Source organism: Zobellia alginiliquefaciens (assembly GCF_029323795.1).
Classification (GTDB): Bacteria; Bacteroidota; Bacteroidia; order Flavobacteriales; family Flavobacteriaceae; genus Zobellia; species Zobellia alginiliquefaciens.
Genome location: NZ_CP119758.1, coordinates 2,876,338 through 2,897,503, shown reverse-complemented (window position 1 = coordinate 2,897,503; position 21,166 = coordinate 2,876,338). Strand labels below are relative to the sequence as shown.

General features: G+C 39.3%; 17 protein-coding genes. 12 read left to right on the top strand and 5 right to left on the bottom strand.

Features of this window, described 5'->3' with window-relative positions; translation table 11 throughout:
* Positions 1 to 105: 105 nt before the first annotated feature.
* The 4 genes from P0077_RS12165 to P0077_RS12150 form a co-directional block, all read right to left on the bottom strand.
* Positions 106 to 1,644 carry a hypothetical protein gene (locus P0077_RS12165; protein WP_276165516.1) on the bottom strand — a complete coding sequence of 513 codons (1,539 nt, stop codon included), beginning with the start codon at positions 1,642 to 1,644 and terminating at the stop codon, positions 106 to 108.
* 476 nt (positions 1,645 to 2,120) lie between these two features.
* Positions 2,121 to 2,819, bottom strand: coding sequence for a lipoyl(octanoyl) transferase LipB (gene lipB / locus P0077_RS12160; protein ID WP_276169200.1), 699 nt, complete (start codon positions 2,817 to 2,819; stop codon positions 2,121 to 2,123).
* Positions 2,820 to 2,845: 26 nt separating this feature from the next.
* Positions 2,846 to 3,583: a hypothetical protein gene (locus P0077_RS12155; protein ID WP_276165515.1), complete on the bottom strand. Its 738-nt coding sequence runs from the start codon at positions 3,581 to 3,583 to the stop codon at positions 2,846 to 2,848.
* Between the two features lie 11 nt (positions 3,584 to 3,594).
* On the bottom strand, positions 3,595 to 3,750 hold the full coding sequence (locus P0077_RS12150; protein ID WP_194526048.1) for a YqaE/Pmp3 family membrane protein: 156 nt from the start codon (positions 3,748 to 3,750) through the stop codon (positions 3,595 to 3,597).
* A gap of 218 nt (positions 3,751 to 3,968) precedes the next feature.
* Here P0077_RS12150 and lysS point away from each other — a divergent pair, with 218 nt between their 5' ends.
* The 8 genes from lysS (at position 3,969) to P0077_RS12110 (ending at position 16,117) form a co-directional block, all read left to right on the top strand.
* Entirely contained in the window at positions 3,969 to 5,660 is a 1,692-nt protein-coding gene (gene lysS, locus P0077_RS12145; RefSeq protein WP_276165514.1) for a lysine--tRNA ligase, read from the top strand.
* A 424-nt stretch (positions 5,661 to 6,084) separates the two neighbouring features.
* Positions 6,085 to 8,823, top strand: a complete 2,739-nt coding sequence (locus P0077_RS12140) for a PSD1 and planctomycete cytochrome C domain-containing protein (protein ID WP_276165513.1) — start codon at positions 6,085 to 6,087, stop codon at positions 8,821 to 8,823.
* 3 nt (positions 8,824 to 8,826) lie between these two features.
* Positions 8,827 to 10,338 carry a DUF1501 domain-containing protein gene (locus P0077_RS12135; protein WP_276165512.1) on the top strand — a complete coding sequence of 504 codons (1,512 nt, stop codon included), beginning with the start codon at positions 8,827 to 8,829 and terminating at the stop codon, positions 10,336 to 10,338.
* Positions 10,339 to 10,381: 43 nt separating this feature from the next.
* Complete coding sequence (locus P0077_RS12130) at positions 10,382 to 11,254, top strand: sugar phosphate isomerase/epimerase family protein (protein ID WP_276165511.1); 873 nt, start codon at positions 10,382 to 10,384, stop codon at positions 11,252 to 11,254.
* Positions 11,255 to 11,258: 4 nt separating this feature from the next.
* The gene (locus P0077_RS12125) at positions 11,259 to 12,650 is read left to right on the top strand and encodes a c-type cytochrome domain-containing protein (RefSeq protein ID WP_276165510.1); all 1,392 of its coding nucleotides are present in this window, start codon (positions 11,259 to 11,261) and stop codon (positions 12,648 to 12,650) included.
* A gap of 50 nt (positions 12,651 to 12,700) precedes the next feature.
* On the top strand, positions 12,701 to 14,131 hold the full coding sequence (locus P0077_RS12120; protein ID WP_276165509.1) for an SLC13 family permease: 1,431 nt from the start codon (positions 12,701 to 12,703) through the stop codon (positions 14,129 to 14,131).
* Between the two features lie 177 nt (positions 14,132 to 14,308).
* Positions 14,309 to 15,430, top strand: coding sequence for a DUF4198 domain-containing protein (locus P0077_RS12115; protein WP_276165508.1), 1,122 nt, complete (start codon positions 14,309 to 14,311; stop codon positions 15,428 to 15,430).
* On the top strand, positions 15,431 to 16,117 hold the full coding sequence (locus tag P0077_RS12110; RefSeq protein WP_276165507.1) for a HupE/UreJ family protein: 687 nt from the start codon (positions 15,431 to 15,433) through the stop codon (positions 16,115 to 16,117).
* A 210-nt stretch (positions 16,118 to 16,327) separates the two neighbouring features.
* Here the strand turns inward: P0077_RS12110 and P0077_RS12105 are convergent, their stop codons facing one another.
* Entirely contained in the window at positions 16,328 to 16,735 is a 408-nt protein-coding gene (locus P0077_RS12105; protein WP_276165506.1) for a hypothetical protein, read from the bottom strand.
* Between the two features lie 460 nt (positions 16,736 to 17,195).
* Here P0077_RS12105 and P0077_RS12100 point away from each other — a divergent pair, with 460 nt between their 5' ends.
* From P0077_RS12100 to P0077_RS12085, 4 genes are all read left to right on the top strand, one after another.
* Positions 17,196 to 19,691, top strand: coding sequence for a zinc-dependent metalloprotease (locus P0077_RS12100; protein WP_276165505.1), 2,496 nt, complete (start codon positions 17,196 to 17,198; stop codon positions 19,689 to 19,691).
* The gene (locus tag P0077_RS12095) at positions 19,688 to 20,272 is read left to right on the top strand and encodes a Crp/Fnr family transcriptional regulator (RefSeq protein ID WP_276165504.1); all 585 of its coding nucleotides are present in this window, start codon (positions 19,688 to 19,690) and stop codon (positions 20,270 to 20,272) included. The genes P0077_RS12100 and P0077_RS12095 overlap by 4 nt, the downstream gene beginning before the upstream one ends.
* A gap of 85 nt (positions 20,273 to 20,357) precedes the next feature.
* Positions 20,358 to 20,708: a YciI family protein gene (locus P0077_RS12090; RefSeq protein ID WP_276165503.1), complete on the top strand. Its 351-nt coding sequence runs from the start codon at positions 20,358 to 20,360 to the stop codon at positions 20,706 to 20,708.
* 12 nt (positions 20,709 to 20,720) lie between these two features.
* Positions 20,721 to 21,164, top strand: a complete 444-nt coding sequence (locus P0077_RS12085; RefSeq protein ID WP_276165502.1) for a DUF1569 domain-containing protein — start codon at positions 20,721 to 20,723, stop codon at positions 21,162 to 21,164.
* Positions 21,165 to 21,166: the final 2 nt, after the last annotated feature.

Here is a 21,166-nt window from a genome sequence, read left to right as displayed (position 1 = left end):
GATTATTCTGATTGTATTTCTTTGTAGGTTCTTACTGTGAAATACCTTCTGATAAAAGGGATGATGAACAATTTCACCATCCCATTTTATTAGTATTCTATCATATTAGTTTTGGATGATATCAATATGATTGCCTGACCCATTCTGAATAAAACTGCTGGACTGGTTATTACCGGTTTGGGTTACTGTGGCTGTATTATCGGTGCCACCAAACTGACCAAAATAGCTATAATGATCATTACCTGTTTGGCTAACAATTACAGAACCATCATCCGCCCCCTGCTCAATTTCACTGTAGTTATCATTACCTGTTTGTGTGGCACTAGCAACATTACCATTCCCATATTGGTCAATGTAACTATAGTTATCATACCCGCTTTGTGTTACCGTAGCATCATTGTCATCGCCATCTTGGTAAATATCGCTATGGTTATCATCGCCTATAAGTTGTGTAACTGCTGCTGAGTTATCGTTACCTGACTGATCTATGTAACTATAATTATCTTCATCACCTTGTGCTACTGTAGCATCATTGCCATCTCCATCTTGGTAAATATCACTATCGTTATCCTCTCCACTTTGTGTTACCATTGCTATGTTATCATTACCATCTTGGTCTATATAACTATAATTATCCTCCCCGCTTTGATTAACTATGGCACTATTGTCGTCGCCATCTTGCTCTATTTCACTATAATTGTATTCACCAGAAAGTTGCATAACCGTTGCGTCATTATCATTACCATCTTGGTCTATATAACTGTCGTTAGCATAACCAGCTTGATCAACCGTAGCCTCGTTATCATCACCATCTTGATGTAAATCACTGTAAGCAAACTCACCTTCTTGGCTTACATTGGCATAATTATCATCTCCACTTTGTTCTGTGTGGCTATATGACTGATCACCATCTTGAAAAACCCAAGCTTCGTTGTCGTCACCATATTGATCAACGTAAATCTCTCCAGAATCATTACTGTTCCACTGCTCTGTATCGGCAAAGTTTCCATCGCCTGACTGGTAGACCTCTGTAATGTCATACGAACCATCTTGATCTACGATAGCTTCGTTACCATCTCCTAGAACCTCTATGGTTGCATAGTTTTCATAAGCATTGTAATGTTGACGGATTTCAGCGTAGTTATCGTAAGCTTTATCATCAGTTGGGTAATCCCCGATTTTTACAAAACCTTCATTAAGATCACCATGTTGCTCAATCCAAACACTGTTATCATCACCTCTAATATCAATGCCTAAAGGGTCACCACCTACCTCACTACCTGAACTTGGTCCATTATTGTTTTCATTTCCGGTCTGTTGTATGATAGCGGAATTAGCTTGCCCTACTACGCGAACCGTAGCATTGTTATTTTCACCGGTCGCCAATTGTTCGACTACGACCGTATTATCATGAGAACCCAATACGCCAATACGTACCCATGCATTTTGATCTCCATTTTCTTCTTGTATTACGGTGGTTGTATTATCATCACCAATAATCTCAACATCGGATAGATGACCGTCCCCAGTCTGATTAACAGTTGAAGTATTACCATTACCGGTATGACTACCGATATTGACGTTTTGGGCCTGTACGTAAACCCCCATTGTAAGTGCCAAGGCACTAAAAATAAACTTTCTCATAATCTAAAAAATTTAAGGTTAATATTACTTGTTAAAAATTCAGTGTTCTACCAACACAACATATATTGGCGCAGCCTATCTATTGTAAATTATGGACGGGAACAAAAAACAAATAACCGGGGGTGATGGGGGAGAGTAATTAACTACAATTAAAAGACTTAAATAATTGGGGGAGAAAAAATGGGAGAATTTACTCTACTATTAAATGAAGGGAACAGTACTAAAATCTATTCTTGATTTTTTGCACACACCAAACGTAGAAAAGAATTTTTAAACTACAAAAATGCAGAATTCATATGCGTCTAATTTTATTGACATAGCAAGATTCTACATTGACAATTGGAAGGAAATAATGTATAAACGGTTAGAATTTTCTTATAACTAACTTAAACTCTTAAAGTGTTAATATTAAGTTAAAAACTGCTATTTCATCATTTTGTAGTACAAAGACTACGAAATTAAAAAATAAAGCCACCTTATTTTAGAGTTGCCTTAAAAAGAGTCTCAAAATGTTTCTGAAGTTTTTGCTTTACCTCATCCAAATCAACCTCTTGCTGTCCCAGCTCCACATTTAACGATGTAACCGCCTTATCCTTTATACCACACGGGATCATCAAATCAAAATACCCCAGATCGGCATTTACGTTCAATGCAAAACCGTGCATGGTTACCCATCGGCTGGCACGTACGCCCATAGCGCATATTTTTCTGGCAAACGGCGTGCCCACATCCAACCAAACTCCGGTTTCACCTTCAGACCGTTCCGCTTTTAGCCCATATTCGGCCAAAGTAAGAATGACCATTTCCTCTAAAAAACGAAGGTATTTATGAATATCGGTAAAGAAGTTATCCAAATCTAAAATGGGGTACCCTACTATCTGCCCAGGACCGTGATAAGTAATATCCCCACCTCGATTTATCTTATAAAATTTTGCGTTTTTGGCCGTAAGTTCTTCTTCAGTTATTAAAAGATTGGCAAAATCACCACTCTTACCCAAAGTATAAACATGGGGGTGTTCTACAAACAAAAAGTGATTTGGTGTTGGTTCATTAGCTTGCCCCCTACGATTCTTAATTTTTAAATCTACCGTTTGTTTGAAAAGCTCTTCTTGGTAATCCCAAGTTTCTTTATAGTCTTTCAATCCCAAATCCTGTACAAGCACTTTTTTGTTCATCATGCAAAGATACAAAACGCACAGGTCTATTTCTCTAACTCAACCTCGATCATAATGGATTCTGGATTCTTGAGCATATCTAGAAAATTAACCTCGTACACCATTGTTTTTCCATCCATGGAAAAAGTAGCTTCTTCCACGTTGGTAGATTTCACCCGTTTTGGAAAGTGATATTTAAATGTATAGCTAGAGCTGGACAAGAACATTTCTGCCGTTTCAAGACTGTCTATACTTTGCTGAAACAACTCTTTGTCTTTTATAATTGCCTCTCGCCTAAATTTATTTTTCTTAAAAGAATAACTAACCTCAGTTGCCTCATTAGCAGAATTTTTCGGCATCGGTTTACTACCCGCAGAAGGTCCAATAGTACTTGCACTCTGAAAAGCATTAAAAGCATCGTTCACTTCGGATACATCTTTAAAGTCCGTAAACATATCAAAATTCATAATCCCCTTTTCGGCATCCATCATCATATGAAGACTAAAAGGTTCCAGCTTTTTCAATTCCGCTTGTTGCTTTTGAGATAACTGGGCAATACTATCTTTATTTTCCCGTATCAAATCTTTAAAAACAATTGTAGAGTCGATTACCTCTTCTAATTGGGTAGAATCTGATGGCGGTAACATTTGTAGCATTTCACCACCATCAAAACCAATGTTCATCTTCCCAGTTCCATCTTCATTAAAATGGATTTCTTCGGTAAAATTACAGGCAACAAAAAAAACGGCAATTAAGACTATGGAAAATACTTGGGCTAATTTCATAAAACGGGGCTCTAATTTGGGTTGTTCAATATGACCAATGCAGCAATAACGCCAGGCACCCAGCCACAGAAAGTCAAAAGTAGAACAATTAAGAACGACCCACAACCTTTTCCGATAACCGCCAGGGGAGGAAAAAGAATAGCCAATAATACTCGAAAAAAACTCATTTTAATATGATTTAGATTGATTGATGATGCACCTGTATGACGAGACAAACCCAAAATTGTTACATATTTCTACCAAAAAATATAGTGAACCTAACATCATTTTATCCTATTCGCTTATAACAATTACATAAACAAAGTGTCAAGCTTATAATTTCATATTATATGATGCATAGAGTGTTGCGCCATTAGTTTATATTTGCAGCCTTAAATAGTAAAAAATGCAACTTTCGGAACAAGAAATTATTAGAAGAGAAAAACTGACCAAATTGCGCGAACTGGGCATTGACCCCTACCCGGCTGCATTATACCCTGTTGATGCTACGTCAAAAGGCATTAAATCGGATTACGAAGAAGGTAAAAAAGTGGTCATTTCAGGTAGATTAATGTCCCGAAGAATTCAGGGTAAAGCTTCTTTTGCGGAGTTGCAGGATAGTGAAGGCCGTATTCAGGTTTATTTTAACCGCGATGAAATCTGTACCGGTGAGGACAAAAGTCTTTACAATGATGTGTACAAGAAATTATTGGATATAGGCGATATCATTGGTATTGAAGGAGAATTGTTCACTACTCAAGTGGGCGAAAAAACTGTAATGGTGAAGAACTTTTCGCTTTTAAGCAAATCGTTACGCCCGTTACCATTACCAAAAAAAGATTCCGAAGGGAATGTTTTTGACGAATTCAACGACCCGGAAATGAGGTACCGCCAGCGCTATGTAGATTTGGTGGTCAACCCTAAAGTAAAAGAAACGTTTATTAAGCGTACCAAGATTACGAACAGTATTCGTGAATTTTATAATGCCGCAGGATATTTAGAGGTGGAGACCCCTATTCTACAACCTATACCAGGTGGTGCCGCTGCAAGGCCGTTCTTAACGCACCACAATGCATTAAATATTCCTTTATACTTGCGTATTGCCAACGAGCTGTACCTAAAAAGACTGATTGTTGGCGGGTTTGATGGTGTTTACGAATTTTCCAAAGATTTCCGTAACGAAGGAATGGACCGTACCCACAACCCTGAGTTTACCGTAATGGAACTCTATGTAGCCTATAAGGATTACAACTGGATGATGGATACCACCGAAAAGCTTCTTGAGAAAATTGCTCTTGATGCCAACGGCACTTCTAAAATTACAGTAGGTGAAAACGAAATTGAGTTTAAAGCACCTTATGCCCGAGTGCCGATTCTTGAAGCGATAAAAATTCATACCGGTAAAGACGTTGCCGGAATGGGCGAAGTAGAACTTCGTGAAACTGCAAAAAAACTTGGTCTTGAAGTAGACGATACTATGGGTGTTGGCAAACTGATAGATGAGATTTTTGGCGAAAAATGTGAGCATCATTATATACAACCAACTTTCATAACGGACTACCCAAAAGAGATGAGTCCGCTTACGAAAGAGCATAGAGACAACCCAGCACTTACCGAGCGTTTTGAATTGATGGTAAACGGTAAGGAATTAGCAAACGCCTATTCTGAGCTTAATGACCCTATTGACCAACGCGAGCGTTTTGAAGAACAGCTAAAACTTTCCGAAAAAGGAGATGACGAAGCAATGTTCATTGATCAGGATTTCTTGCGCGCCCTTGAATATGGTATGCCTCCTACATCAGGTATTGGTATTGGTATAGACCGTTTGGTCATGTTAATGACCAACAACTCTTCCATCCAAGAAGTATTGTTCTTCCCGCAAATGAGACCGGAGAAAAAAGCGGTTGAGCTTACGGATGAGGAAAAAGCTATTGTTGATCTATTGAAACCAACTGGCGAAATGGATTTGGGAGAACTAAAGACCAAAGCTGGTCTAAGTGGCAAGAAATGGGACAAATCCATGAAAGGTTTGGCAAAACATGGCCTTACCTCTGTTGTTGTTGACGGTGATTCTAAAACCGTACAGCTAAAGCAATAAGTTATATTTTAATTTGATATTTAACGAGCCCAATTCATTAAATGAATTGGGCTTTTTTTCGTTGCACTTCATTAAAAATGGTCAAAGAAGAGTGTACCTAAATACTCTGATATAAATTTATTCTCAAAAACAATCATTTTTCCCATTTGTCATTTTGCCGTAAATTTTAGCCAAATAGCGCAAATAACTTACTCTTTATTGCAAAATTTTATATTTTAATAACTCAATTAGAATATAAATATCAAATTATCAAAACAAACTGGTTTAACCGTCGCAATACAGTATTCTCTATCCTTAGGGGTTTTCTTAATGAACAGCCTAGTACTTATATACTAAAAGTTGCACAGGTTGCGCAAATATCAGGCGCATTCACAACTTAAGTTTTCTATATTTAAGATTGATTTTAGCAAAAACGGACCTAAAAATGAAAAAGAATATAACGGATAATATCTACTGGTTTCTTTTTCTTCCTTTGGAAATATTGTTATTAGGAGCCTGCCAATCCTCCCCTCCCGTTGATTTCAGCACACAAATAAAACCTATACTTAACAACAAATGTATTACTTGTCATGGCGGTGTAAAAAAGAATGGCGGTTTTAGTCTTTTATTTGAAGATGAAGCTTTTGCCAAAACGGAATCGGGCATTGCGGCCATCATACCAGGTAATGCTGCGGGTAGTGAAATGATAAAAAGGTTGCATGAAGAAAATCCCGAGCTTCGCATGCCCTATGAGAAACCCAAACTTACGGATAAAGAGATTGACCTGTTGACCCGTTGGATAGACGAAGGCGCCAAATGGGGGCAACATTGGGCATATTCACTTCCTAAAAAAGTAGCAGTGCCCCATGTTCATATGGAAGCTGGTCTTACTCCCCGAAATAATTCAGATTTTATAAAAAATGAGATTGACCATTTTATCCTTTCTCGATTAAATGAAAAAGAATTACAGCCCAATCCATCCGCAGAAAAAAATATAATCGCCAGACGCTTGTCTCTTGATATTGTAGGGTTGCCACCCAACCGAGAATTACTACAAAGTTTTGAAAATGATGAACTATCCTATGAAGATTTTGTAGACACCTTGTTAACTCAAAAAACCTATGGCGAAAAATGGGCTACGTGGTGGTTAGACCTTGCCCGTTATGCTGATTCTAAAGGATACGAAAAAGACTTAGGAAGAAGCATTTGGCGTTATCGTGATTGGGTTATTGATGCATTTAACCGAGACCTACCGTATAATCAATTTACCATTGAGCAATTGGCGGGCGACCTATTACCCAACCCTTCACCGGACCAATTAATTGCAACCGCTTTCCATAGAAATACAATGAATAATGATGAGGGTGGAACCGATGATGAAGAGTATCGTGTAGCTACCGTTATTGACCGCCTGAACACAACTTTTGAGGTCTGGCAAAGCACTACCATGGGTTGCGTACAATGCCACAGTCACCCATACGACCCTTTTAAGTACGAGGAATATTATAAGTTGATGGCTTTCTTCAATAATTCAAGGGATGAAGATACCCCAGGCGAATCTCCGGTTTTAAAATTTTACTCGCCCCCACAGCAAAAGAGTGTTGATAGGATCTTGAATTGGGCAAAGAAATATGGTGATGAGCAGACCTTTGCTACCTACAAGAACTTTTTACAATTTACAGAGCCTGTTTATAAATCACACTTTTACAAAGAAATTAATAATGGTTCGTATGATGACCATGCCTCCGTAGTTTTATGGGATAAAGGAAACTGCATCATAGAAAACGGTTATACCAACAATGCCAGTTTTGTCTATCTCAACTTTCGCTCCCACTATGATGGAACAAAAATGATAATCCGTGAAAAAGATGCCGAGGGGCCTATTATTGGGGAATTCACTATTAATAAACAAAAAAAGAATACAACGGCACGCTTTCCTATAAAAAGAACAGACCGCCAGGGAGATATTTATATAGAGACCCATAATGTTAGCGCTAAAAAAGAGGCTAACCTTATGAATCTGTATTGGGTATCATTCATTCCTGATTTGCCGAATAAAAATGAAGCTGGGTGGAACGAAATCAACGCCAGTTTTCTAGAGGCCCTAAATGCGGAGACGCCAACGGTGCCCATTATGGTTGAAAATCCGAATTACATGAAGCGCACAACACAGTTGTTTGATCGTGGCAGTTGGATGTCAAAAACAGATACCGTAGAACCAGGCACTCCGGAGAGCTTAAATGCTTGGAATACAAGTTGGCCTGCCAACCGTTTAGGTCTTGCCCAATGGATCGTAGACAAGAAAAACCCCCTAACCGCTCGTACTCTTGTTAACAGGGTCTGGCACCAAATCTACGGCCGAGGACTTGTATCTACCGTTGAAGATATTGGCTCTCAATCAGACGCACCATCACATCCGGCTATGCTAGATTGGTTATCGTTACGCTTTATGAACGAACATGAATGGAGCGTAAAAAAACTGATAAAAGAAATTGTTATGTCGGGTACATATCGGCAAAGCTCGGAAAGCAATCCAAAAATGTATGAAATTGACCCTGAGAATGAACTTTACGCACGCGGACCTAGAATACGTTTAGGAGCGGAACAGATAAGGGATCAGGCATTGGCCGTTGCAGGGTTGCTCAGTGAAAAGATGTACGGACCTGGGGTTATGCCACCCCAACCTGATGGCGTTTGGCAAACTGTTTATAGTGATGCCCAGTGGGTAGAAAGTAAAGGAGAAGACCGTTACCGAAGAGGTGTATATACCTTTTTAAAAAGAACAAGTCCCTACCCTTCTTTCTTAACTTTTGATGCGGGTAGTAGAGAAGTGGCCACAATACGGAGAACGGTAACCAACACCCCCCTTCAGGCTTTGGTTACGTTGAACGATCCCGTTTATTTGGAAACTGCTTACCATTTGGCGAAAAATAACCGTGTACCCAATGACGTAGAGAAAAGTATCGCGCAGAGCTATAAAAATGCAACGTTCAAAGAGCTAAGCCCCAATAGGCTAAAAGCCTTAAAAACACTTTACAACACCTCATTGGCAGAATTCAACAAAAATAGCGAGGCCCCAAAACTATTTATTCAGTTTGAAGAGCAACCTACACCAGAACTTGGCGCGCTGACTATTGTAGCCAATGCCATTATGAACTTAGATGAATTTTTAACGAAAGTATAGGCCATGAAAGACCAAATTGAAAGACTTGTTCAAGAACACTTGGCTAGAGAAGCGCAGGAAAAGACCCGAAGACACTTTATAAAAAGTTGCGCCCAAGGACTGGGCGGATTAGCACTAAGTTCCATTTTTATGGGATGTGACCCAATATCCAAGCAGAACAAAAAATCAGCTTCCACTTTTTCAGAACGTGACCTTAACCCATTGGCTACTTTAGCCCCCCATTACGGCCCTAAGGTTAAATCGGTTATTTATTTGCACATGGCGGGTGCACCCTCGCAATTGGAAATGTTCGATTATAAACCAAAACTTCACAAATTAGATGGTCAAGATTGTCCGCAGTCGCTATTGGCAGGAAAAAAATTCGCCTTTATAAAAGGAACTCCAAAATTGATGGGCCCGCAGGCCGACTTTCAGCAAGAAGGGGAATCCGGCAACTGGGTTTCGAACTTTATGCCTCATTTTAAAAAAGTAGTAGACGATGTAGCTTTTCTAAAGGCCGTGCATACGGATCAGTTCAACCATGGCCCTGCCCAACTTTTCATGCATACTGGCAGTGCCCGTTTGGGACGCCCCAGTATTGGCGCATGGGCGACATATGGCCTGGGTTCAGAAAACCAAAATTTACCCGGATTTGTGGTACTTACATCTGGCGGAAACACACCGGATGCCGGAAAAAGTGTCTGGGGAAGCGGATTTCTACCCTCGGTATACCAAGGCGTACAATGCCGTTCTAAAGGTGACCCGGTACTTTATCTTGACGACCCGGATGGAGTTTCAAGAGATTTAAAGAAAAGTACAATAGATGCTATCACTCAAATCAACAAAGAAGAATATGCCAAATATGCCGACCCGGAAATTCTGGCTCGAATCAACCAATACGAAATGGCCTATCGCATGCAAATAGCGGTCCCGGAAGTCATGAACATCAATAACGAGCCTGAACATATTAAAGAAATGTACGGTGTGGAACCGGGTAAGGAATCGTTTGCCAACAATTGCCTACTTGCTAGAAAATTGGTGGAGGACGGGGTACGTTTCGTTCAATTGTTCGATTGGGGATGGGATAGCCACGGTGTAGTTCGCTCAGGGTCAATTGACAAAGGACTCCGTAATAAATGCACTCAAATAGATCGACCTATAACCGCCTTGATTTTGGATTTGAAACAACGCGGACTCCTAGACGACACCCTGATCGTATGGGGCGGCGAATTTGGTAGAACGCCCATGCAAGAAAACAGGGGGAACAAAAAAATGCCCTATAAAGGGCGTGACCACCATGGCGACGCCTTTACTATGTGGATGGCCGGGGGTGGCATTAAAAAAGGAGCTTCCCACGGACAAACAGACGATATTGGTTTTTCTGGCGTAGAAGGTCGTGTATCCGTTCACGATGTTCACGCTACTATTTTACACCTACTCGGTTTTGATCATGAAGAATATACTTATGAGTTTCAAGGTAGACCGTTCCGGTTAACCGATGTAGAAGGCCATATTATCAAAGAAATTCTATCCTAAACAACCTCCGCTCAACCACACTAAGCACCAAACCAAATTATCCATGAAAATACCGTTAACGCTAGTAGTGCTCTTTTTTTACTTCTTAGGATTTCCCCAACAAAAACAATTGGAATTTTATCAAACAGATTGGGGCAGGAACATATCTTGGGATGCTTTTTGTGAAAAAACAAAAGCCGCAGGCTATGATGGAATTGAAACATGGTTTCCAAAAGATGAAAAAAGTCAGAACGAATTAAAAATCGCTTTAAAAAAACACAACTTAAAAGTCGGTTTTCTAAATGGTACCAACAAATCTGTTCCCTTTAAAGAAAGTTTAAAAGCATACACTGAACATTTCAAAACCCTCATCGCCTGGAAACCGGCTTACATCAACTGTCATACTGGTAGCGATTTTTTCACTTTTGAGCAGAACAAAGCCTTTATTGGGGCTGCCAATGCCTTTGCAAAAGAGAACAACGTACGCATTTACCATGAAACACACCGGGGTCGTTTCAGTTATAACCTACCGGACACCCAAATCTACCTTTCGGCTATTCCTGAATTAAAACTGACTTTAGACATTAGTCATTGGATGGTTGTTCACGAATCGCTTCTACAAAGCCAAGATGAAGAATTGGAGGAAATCATAAACCGTTCGCATCATATTCATGCCCGGGTAGGTCATGCTGAAGGCCCACAAGTAAACAACCCGGAAGCACCTGAATGGAAAAAAGCGGTTGACCGCCATATGAATATTTGGGAGACAGTAATCCGTAAACAATGGCAAGCCAAAGATGTTTTTACTATTACAACAGAATTTGGTCCAGCGGATTATATGCCGACTTTACCCTACACCCAATTGCCGGTTGCCGACCAATGGAAAGCCAATGTATATATGATGAAGCTTTTAAAAGAACGATTCGACCTAAAATAATAGTATGGACGTTCTTAAACAGCTTCTTGGAAGGCTACATCCGCTTGTTGTACATCTGCCCATTGGTTTCATTATGATGGGACTGCTTTTGCAGTGGTACGATAGAAAGAAGAAAAAATACAACACCGTTATATCGCTTATCTACTTATGGGCGGGTATTACGGCTACCCTAGCCTGTATTACAGGTTACCTGCAATATCTTGGAGAAGGCTATGCTTTTGACACGGTAAAGTGGCACTTGTGGTCTGGTATCGCTACAGCTTTATTTTCCTTTTTGATGTACGCCAAACTAAAAGGTATTCTAACTCTAAGTTTTCTCCTGAAACTACCCATGCTCGGTTTATCCATTTTCTTTTTTATGCTGATTTCCTTTACGGGTCACCAAGGGGGAAATATTACCCATGGAGAAGAATATTTAATAGAACCGTTGCCAAATGCACTGAAATCTGCTTTAGGTTTTGAAACTTTTGAAGAGAAAAAAATCGACTTAAATGAAGATAATTGGCAAGAAGCGCTACTCTATGAAGATGTAATCAAACCCATACTTAACAACAAATGCGCTAGCTGCCACAATCCTAAGAAAACAAAGGGAGAATTGCTTCTCACTACTCAAGCAGGCATTCTTAACGGAGGTGAAAACGGAGCTATCATAGAAGATTCCAAAGCTTCGGAAAGTGAATTATACACTAGACTTGTTCTTCCTGTGGATGATGATGACCATATGCCTCCAGAAGGAAAAACCCAACTCTTAAAAGAAGAAATTCAACTTGTAATGGCCTGGATTGATGCTGGAAATCCATTTGACAAAACCATTTCGGAATCGGGATTGGAAAAGTCCCTTTTTCTTTCTTTCTTCCCAAAAAAAGAAGGTTTTGACCACCCGAATATTGAGATTGAAGCTGCTTCTAAAACTCAAATAAAAACAATAGAAGCTTCTGGCATTCATATTGATCAAATTAGTAACGCTTCTAATTTCTTAAGTGCCTCTTGCATCAACAAACCAGGTTTTACGGATTCGGATTTTGATATGCTGATGCCCATAAAAAATCAGATTTCAAGACTTGACCTTGGCAATACCAAAATTACCGACGCCGTTTTCTATAAACTAGCAGAACTTCCTAATCTAACAATCTTACTTCTGGACAACACTGCTATCACCGGAAAAAATCTTCAATCTTTAGTAGGATTAGAACATCTAAAATCCATTAATCTAACAAGTACTACTCTAAAAGCAGCGTATTTAAAGGCCTTTAACGACTTCAAAAACCTACAATTTCTCTATCTGCACGGCACAAATGCGACCCCTCAGAATGTAAAAATCAACAATAACAACATACACATTGATTTTGGAAACTATACGCTTCCTACAATTCCATCGGACACAATTGTATATTAATTTTCAAAAGAAAAAGAAAAAACATAGCTTAGGAGCTCTAATTCAATGCCATGGAACTCAGTAAAAAAGCCGGACTCTTTGTAGGCCCTCTTCTTTTTTTTATAATTCGCTTTTTACCTTTTGATTTGGTCTCCGAAAAAGGAGATGCCGTAATTGCCGTAGCGGTTTGGATGGTTATCTGGTGGATTACGGAAGCTGTATCCATTTCTGTTACCGCTCTTTTGCCATTGCTACTATTCCCTTTTCTAAAAATCATGGATATTGGAGATGTGGGAGCCAATTATGGGAGCCCCATCATATTTCTATTCTTTGGAGGCTTTGTTCTTGCCCTGGCACTTGAAAAAGTGAATCTCCACAAACGCATTGCCCTAAATATTATAAAAATTACAGGCACCACACCCAACAAAGTAGTACTAGGTTTTATGATAGCAACAGCCTCTTTGAGTATGTGGATCAGTAATACAGCTACAACGGTGGTCATGTTGCCTATTGCCATGTCGGTTATCGGGCTTCTGGTCAATGATGAAGACGGATTTACCAAAAGTGATCGGAATTTTGCTCTTTCCGTGATGCTTGGAATTGCTTTTTCGGCAAATGCGGGAGGTGTGGCTACAGTAATCGGTACGCCACCTAACTCGGTAATGATCGGCCTTCTCGAAAATGAATACAATATTGAAATCTCCTTTTTAAAGTGGATGGTATTGGGCGTTCCTTTTTCGGCATTAATGATATGGATCAGCTATTTGGTCTTGGTAAAATGGATGTACCCAAATCGGGACTTGGTATTTTCGGCTTCAAAAGACGTTATACATGACGAGCTTAAAAAATTAGGCCCCATGAGCGGAAAGGAAAAAATGGTGCTTGCTATTTTTGGTGTTACCGTGTTCCTATGGATTTTCAGAACGGTCATAAACGGCGTATTCCCGGCATTGAAATTAAACGATACCATGATCAGTATTATGGCAGCGATAGCCATGTTCTCTATTCCATACAATATGAAAAAAGGAGATTTTATAATTGTATGGAAAGACACCCAAAAATTGGCCTGGGGCATTTTAATTCTTTTTGGTGGAGGCTTGGCCTTGGCCAAAGGCATGTCCGTTAGTGGAATTGTAGATATAGTTTCAGCAGCCATTGGCGATAGTCAAGTCAGCATACTGTTTACCGCCGTTCTTCTAATCACTCTTATGCTATTTATGACCGAACTCATGAGCAACGTGGCCTTGATAGCTGTACTGGCACCAGTAGTAGCAGGTATCGCCATAGGTTTGAACATTCCCATTCTTTATTTGTTGATTCCCGTTACCATAGCCAGTAGTTGTGCCTTTATGCTCCCCATGGCCACACCGCCCAATGCCATAGTATTTGCCAGTGGCTACATAAAAGTGAATGAGATGGCACGGGTAGGTATTATCCTGAACGTTATAGCCGTTGCCCTTTTGGTTTTGATGTTTCAATTTGTAGTGCCCTTATTATTTTAAAATCGATTTAAATACATTGCCTTGCATCCTTATCATTTTAAGGAAAGGTGTGTCACCCAGAAAAACAGGATTTTATGAGAAGTTCTGTTTGCTTGTACCTTCATTTTCTTATTTTTATCAAATTCGATGTAACAAAAAAATAGCATTGTCATTTACCCACTAATTTAATCGCTCTTGATGAAAAAAATTTTTCTCCCCTTATTGTTCCTTGTTCTTTTCAGCAGTCATATCATGTACCTGAAATTGGACTCTTATTTTTTGAAACCCAACAAATCTGCTACCATTCAACTGTTTAACGGCACTTTTGACAAGAGTGAAAATGTAATAGACAGAAACCGCATGTTAGATGTTAGTCTGCTAAACAATGGTCAGAGAATTAAGGTAGAAGAATCTCAGTGGAGCGAAAAGGATAGTATTACTTTTTTAAATTTTAGAACCGGTGACCCCGGAACTTATGTGGTAGGAGTTTCTACGGCACCTAGGTCTATTGAAATGGACGCGGAGGCATTCAACACCTATTTGGAACATGAGGGCATACAGGATATGCTTGCATGGAGACGTGACAATGACGCTTTAGACGGTGATGCCGTTGAGCGATATTCCAAACATGTAAAAACCATTTTTCAAGTTGGGGATAAACGTACGGATGATTGGCAGAAAGAACTAGGGCACCCCATTGAATTTATACCGCTTGACAATCCGTACGAATTAAATACCGGTGACGATTTTAAATTTAAACTACTATTTAACGGTAAACCTTTAGCGAACCAGTTGGTGTACGCCAATTACAAAGGCAGCTCGGAAGAACACAGTCACGGAGCATCCGAAAAGGAGCATAGCCACACTGATAATCAAAAAGAAGTCCACAGTCACGAAAGCAACGAAGCAAAACACAGTCACGATCATACTAAGGAAGAAACACACAGCCACGGAAAAAACGAAGAAAAACATAGTCACGACCATGGTAAAGAAGAAGAACATAGCCATGACCCAGAAGTAGGTGGACACACCCACACTTCCGGACAGCAGCTTAGAACCGATTCCCAGGGAATGGCAACCGCTAAGCTTACTGCAGATGGAATTTGGTATCTACAGACCATTCACCTAGAAAACCTGGAAGATGAAGAAATTACACATGAATCCAACTGGTCTACCTTAACGTTTGAAGTTTCTCATGCACACGGCACGGATACGCATACCCATGCCCCGGCAGAAGAAGAATTTCCTTCTTACGTCTATTGGGTAGGTAGCTTATTTTTAGTAGCCGTATTATTCTTTTGGTTTAACAGAAAAAAATAAATGAGTCCACATTTAAAAAAGCTTCCGGTAACATTACTATTTCTATTTACTCCATTTTTATTGGCTGCTCACGGCGTTAGTTCTGCGGACCAAGAAATACTTAATAACGGTGGTTTGCTCTCTTATATTTATGTAGGGGCAAAACACATGGTTACCGGCTATGACCACCTCTTATTTTTAGTAGGGGTCATTTTTTACTTAAGCGGGTTTAAAGACATTGTTCGTTTTATTACGGTTTTCACCATAGGGCACAGTATAACCCTAATTGGCGCTACCTATTTGGGTATTAAGGCCGATGAACATTTAATAGATGCCGTTATTGCCTTAAGTGTCCTGTATAAAGGGTTTGAAAATTTAGGAGGCTTTCAGAAATACTTAAAATTTGAATCGCCCAACCTTTTATTAATGGTCTTTATTTTTGGGCTTATTCACGGGTTTGGCCTATCTACAAGATTACAATCTTTTGATGTGGGGAACTCTCAGTTTCTGGCTAAAATCGTTAGTTTTAACGTTGGCGTAGAACTGGGACAGATTTGCGCATTGATTCCTATTGTTTTTATAATAACCCAATGGAAGCCTAAAAAAAGTTTCAATGCCTTTTACAAAGCCGCTAATGTGTATCTCATCATTGCCGGAATAGGGCTATTTATATATCAGATGTACGGTTATTATTATGGTGGCCATTAAACAACATATTCTTACATGTTACCCTATAAAATGGAAGTTGGGAACAATATATAAGTAAACTACCTCGGGGCAAGCCCGCGAGGCATTAAAAGGAATACACCTTGATTTCGAGGCAAGCTTCGGAGCATTTAATCTCCATTATCGGGTAAAAAACAAAACCCCTGTTTTCTCACAGGGGTTTCGCTAGCTAATTCAAATAATTTACAATGGTTAATTGTTCCTTATATACGGATTATATCCGCTTGGTAGATGTTTCTTTGTATCAAAATCTAGAGAAACTTCATCGTTCTCATCAATATAATTAAAACCTTCTACATTCTTAGGGAATGCATAGGCATTAAAGTCTTCTGGAAGGTATTTTGTAGTGCTTAAAATTACTTTAGCATCAGACTCTATAAAATCTATTGCATCTAGGTTTACATAAATTTCGTTGGCATCAAAATCCTCGGGCAGATAATCCGCTGTATCAAAGCCAAGGTCAAAATCAGTATCCTCTTCAATATAGTTTATAGAATGAATAACCGTATCATCTTTCTCTGTTAATGGATCAGCCGCAAAAACTCCGTTTGCAAATATAAGGCCCAATAGCATGCTTATTTTTAAACTCTTCTTGTTCATAACGTTGTAGGTTTGTTTATGAGTCTATATAACGCAGAAACATCTCTTTATTGTTCTTTCTATTTTGTGGGAGCTTTCCTAAAAACACCTAAATAACCATATTCGTAAAAAGTGGACTAAAACGATAAGAACTTCGCATTTTAACATCTTTCAATTTGCCATACACGCACGTAACTTGTTGTTTTTTTATATCGAAAAAATTCACACTTTATTTCCGACATTCCCCACCTAACAAGCGGATTATAAGCTAATCGGAATTTTTATACCGTACACCGAAGCTTGAAAAAAAGGAACGATTAAGAAAAGGCAAGTAAATTTTGTTTATAGCATCAAAATCAGTTTAATCAACCTTAAAAGATAAAGTATCTAAAAATATTATATTTACAAGCATTAGTAGGAATCCTGTATCAAGCCGGCTCCCTTTTTCAAGTGTAGTACCTAAACTTCTAACCAAAATTACATGCTCAAAACAGTTTTTACCCAATTGGTTTTTTCTTTATTAGTTATCAGCTCCCTATCCGCGGAAGCGCAAATTTTCAAAAAGAAAAAAGACAATACTGAAAAGTCGGATAAAAAGGGAGATGACAAAAAGGACAAAATAAAACCTTACAACAAGGTCATTACCAAAGATGCCAAAACGGACAAAGGTCTTTTTGATGTACATGTAGTTGATGAAAATCACTTTTACGAAATACCGGATTCCCTTTTTAACAAAGAAATGTTGATGGTGAGCCGTATTTCTAAAACGGCTACGGGAATTGGTTTTGGTGGTGGAAAAATTAACACCCAAGTGCTTCGCTGGGAAAAAAAGTCTAAAAAAGTTTTACTCCGTGTGGTGAGCCACGGTGTTGTCGCCGCAGATTCCTTACCGGTACATGAAGCCGTTGTAAACTCCAATTTTGAACCGGTACTCTTTGCCTTTGACATCAAAGCCCTTAAAAAGGACACAGTTAATCCTTCTACGGTAATTCAGGTAAACGAACTTTTTGAAAAAGATGCACAAGCTTTGGGTATGCCCGATTCTTACCGGGAAAAATATAAAGTCTCCCGTTTGGATGAGGCTAGAAGTTATATTGAGTCCATTAAAAGTTACCCCTTAAATGTAGAAGCACGGCATGTAAAAACATACTTGGCAAAAAAACCGCCCAGTAATGGCAGTTTAGGTTCAATTTCCATAGAGATTAATAATTCTATGATTCTTCTTCCTGAGGAACCTATGAGACGCCGGTATTTTGATGAGCGTGTTGGCTGGTTTGCCAGTACCCAAACGGATTATGGTTTGGATGTTCAAGAAAGCAAAACCGTGAAATTTTTGGATCGGTGGCGTTTGGAAGTCAAAGATGAAGATTTGGAAAAGTTCAAAAATGGAGAACTGGTAGAACCTAAAAAACAAATAGTTTATTATGTTGATAGGGCTACACCCAAAAAATGGATTCCTTATATAAAACAGGGTATTGAAGATTGGCAGGTTGCTTTTGAAGAAGCCGGTTTTAAAAATGCCATTGTTGCAAAAGAGCCACCAACTGTTCTGGAGGACCCGGATTGGTCTCCGGAAGATGTACGTTATTCTGTAGTACGTTATCTGGCATCACCTATTCCTAATGCTAACGGACCGCATGTAAGTGACCCACGAACTGGGGAAATCTTAGAATCGGATATTAACTGGTACCACAATGTTATGACCTTGTTGCGCAACTGGTTTTTTGTGCAGACCGCCGCTATAAATCCAGATGCCCGCGGAACCGAATTTAAAGATGAAATCATGGGACGTTTAATTCGGTTTGTATCCGCTCATGAGGTGGGACACACTTTAGGTTTGCCCCACAATATGGGTAGTAGTGTTGCATACCCAGTAGATTCTCTACGCTCCGTTTCATTTACCAAAAAATATGGCACGGCCCCATCTATAATGGATTATGCCCGTTTTAACTACATAGCTCAGCCAGAAGATGGCGATGTGGCCCTGATGCCCGATATTGGGGTTTATGATAAATATGCCATTAAATGGGGTTACAAGCCAATTTTAGATGTTTCCACTGAAGAAGAAAATAAGGTTTTGGACTCTTGGATTTTAGAGCATGCAGGTGACCCTTTGTATCGGTTTGGACATCAACAAGTGGGTGATGTTGTTGATCCAAGTTCGCAAACAGAGGATTTGGGTGATGATGCCATTAAAGCTGGTCTATACGGGATAGAAAACTTAAAGCGCATAGTACCCAATCTTATTACATGGACAAAGGAAGATGGAAAAACCTATAAAGACCTGAACAAATTGTACGGTCAGGTCATCGCACAGTTCAACCGTTACATGGGGCATGTATCGAACAACATTGGCGGCGTTTATGAATATCAAAAAACCTATGATCAAGAAGGTCCCGTTTACATACCGGTTACTAAAGAACATCAGCAAAATTGTATGGCTTTTTTACAAGATCAACTTTTTGCCACACCCCAATGGCTTATTGACCAGAATATCTTTAATAAGATTCAATACTCAGGTTTTATAGAAAAAATCAGGGCTATGCAGACCAAAACCTTGGATAACATCCTAAGTTTAGGAAAACTACAACGTTTGGTAGAAAATGAAACCGCTAATAAAGCGGAAGCCTATAGTCTAACGGATATGATGAACCAACTGCGTAATGGCATCTGGTCAGAACTCAATACCGGAAACGCTATTGACACCTATAGAAGAAACCTACAAAAAGCACACATAGACCGGTTGGCATATTTGATGACCGCAGAAAACCAAAAGAAAAAACCTGATTTTGGCGGATATCAAAAATCTACGGTGGTGAACACCAGCCAATCGGACATTCGTTCGGTAGCCCGTGGTGAGTTAAGTAATTTACAACGAACTATTAAAAGGGCTATTGGCCGAACTTCGGATACGATGAGCAAATATCATTTGGAAGATGTAAACAAGCGAATAGAGCTAATACTTGACCCCAAATGATAAGCCAAGATAATTTTCTAAATAACATATTCACGCCTTCTAATTTTTCGGATGAAGAACTGGCCACAATTATTCCTAAATTTAAAAAAGTTACTTTCTCCAAAAACGACTTTATACTAGAAGAAGGAAAAACGGAAAATCACTATTGGTTTATTGAAAGTGGCTTTGCACGTTCTTACGTAATGAATACCGAAGGAAAAGACATCTCTACTAATTTTTATGCCGTTGGTGATATTGTTATTGATTGGACTTCTTTTTTCCTAAGAAACCCTACTAGAGAAAACATTCAAGCTTTGACGGATTGCGTATGTTGGCAGTTAGATTTTGATACTTTTCAAGAACTCTTTCACAGCATACGCAGTTTTAGGGAACAAGGGCGCACAACTTTGGTAAACAGTTATTTCGCTTTAAAAAAGCAAAGTGTAGCTATGATTGCGGACCAAGCTTCCGAGCGGTACCTAAAACTTTTAAGAGAAAAACCACATATTATTCAGAATATTTCGCTTAAACATATTGCTACATATTTGGGTGTTACGGACACTTCTTTAAGCCGAATTAGAAAAGAGATTTCGGGCGAATAGGTTTTCTTGCCCTATGACAAGTTTTATTTTTTTTAATGCAGGTAGCTTAGCCTCATCGAAATATATAAACCATAAAACTTTGACAATGGAAAATCTTCAAGACTTCATGTTGCTATTCCGGATGCAACCTAGCACCGAACACCCCACTACTGACCAATTAAGTGAAATGCAGCAAAACTGGGGTTCTTTTATTGGTGGTATTGCTGCACAGGCTAAACTTGTAAGCACAACTCGGTTGGCTTTTGAGGGAGCTACAATTGACAACCAATTAAATGTTAGCACAGGAATTAGCATAGCGAACAACGAGACCCTAAGTGGAAACATGGTCATTAAAGCAACCACCGTTAAAGAGGCTACTGAAATAGCAAAAGGATGCCCTATTCTTGCCATGGGCGGTTCTGTAGAAGTGAGAGGCATAATACCAATGGAAGCTTAAATCTGGCAAAAGATGAAAACAATTTTTGAAAACGAAACAATTGCCGAGTTAGTGGATAGAATAAACTCCCTTCAAGAACACAATCAAGCTCAATGGGGCAAAATGAACGCTTACCAAATGCTTAAACATTGCACATTAGGCGAAGAATTGTTCCATGGTAAAAAAAGCTACAAGCGTTTGTTTATTGGGAGGCTGTTTGGCGGCATGGCGTTGCGCAGTATTTTAAAAGACGAGCAACCGATGAAAAAAAATCAACCTACCCATCCTGAGTTAAAGATTACGGGTACGGGCAACTTTGAAAACGAACGCAAAAAATGGATTGAATTGCTTCAAGAATATGACTCCTTTTCAAACCCTGATTTTGTACATCCGTTTTTTGGAAAAATGACCACAGAGCAGATCGGAGTTTTTGTTTACAAGCATACGGACCATCATTTAAGGCAATTTGGAAACTAACG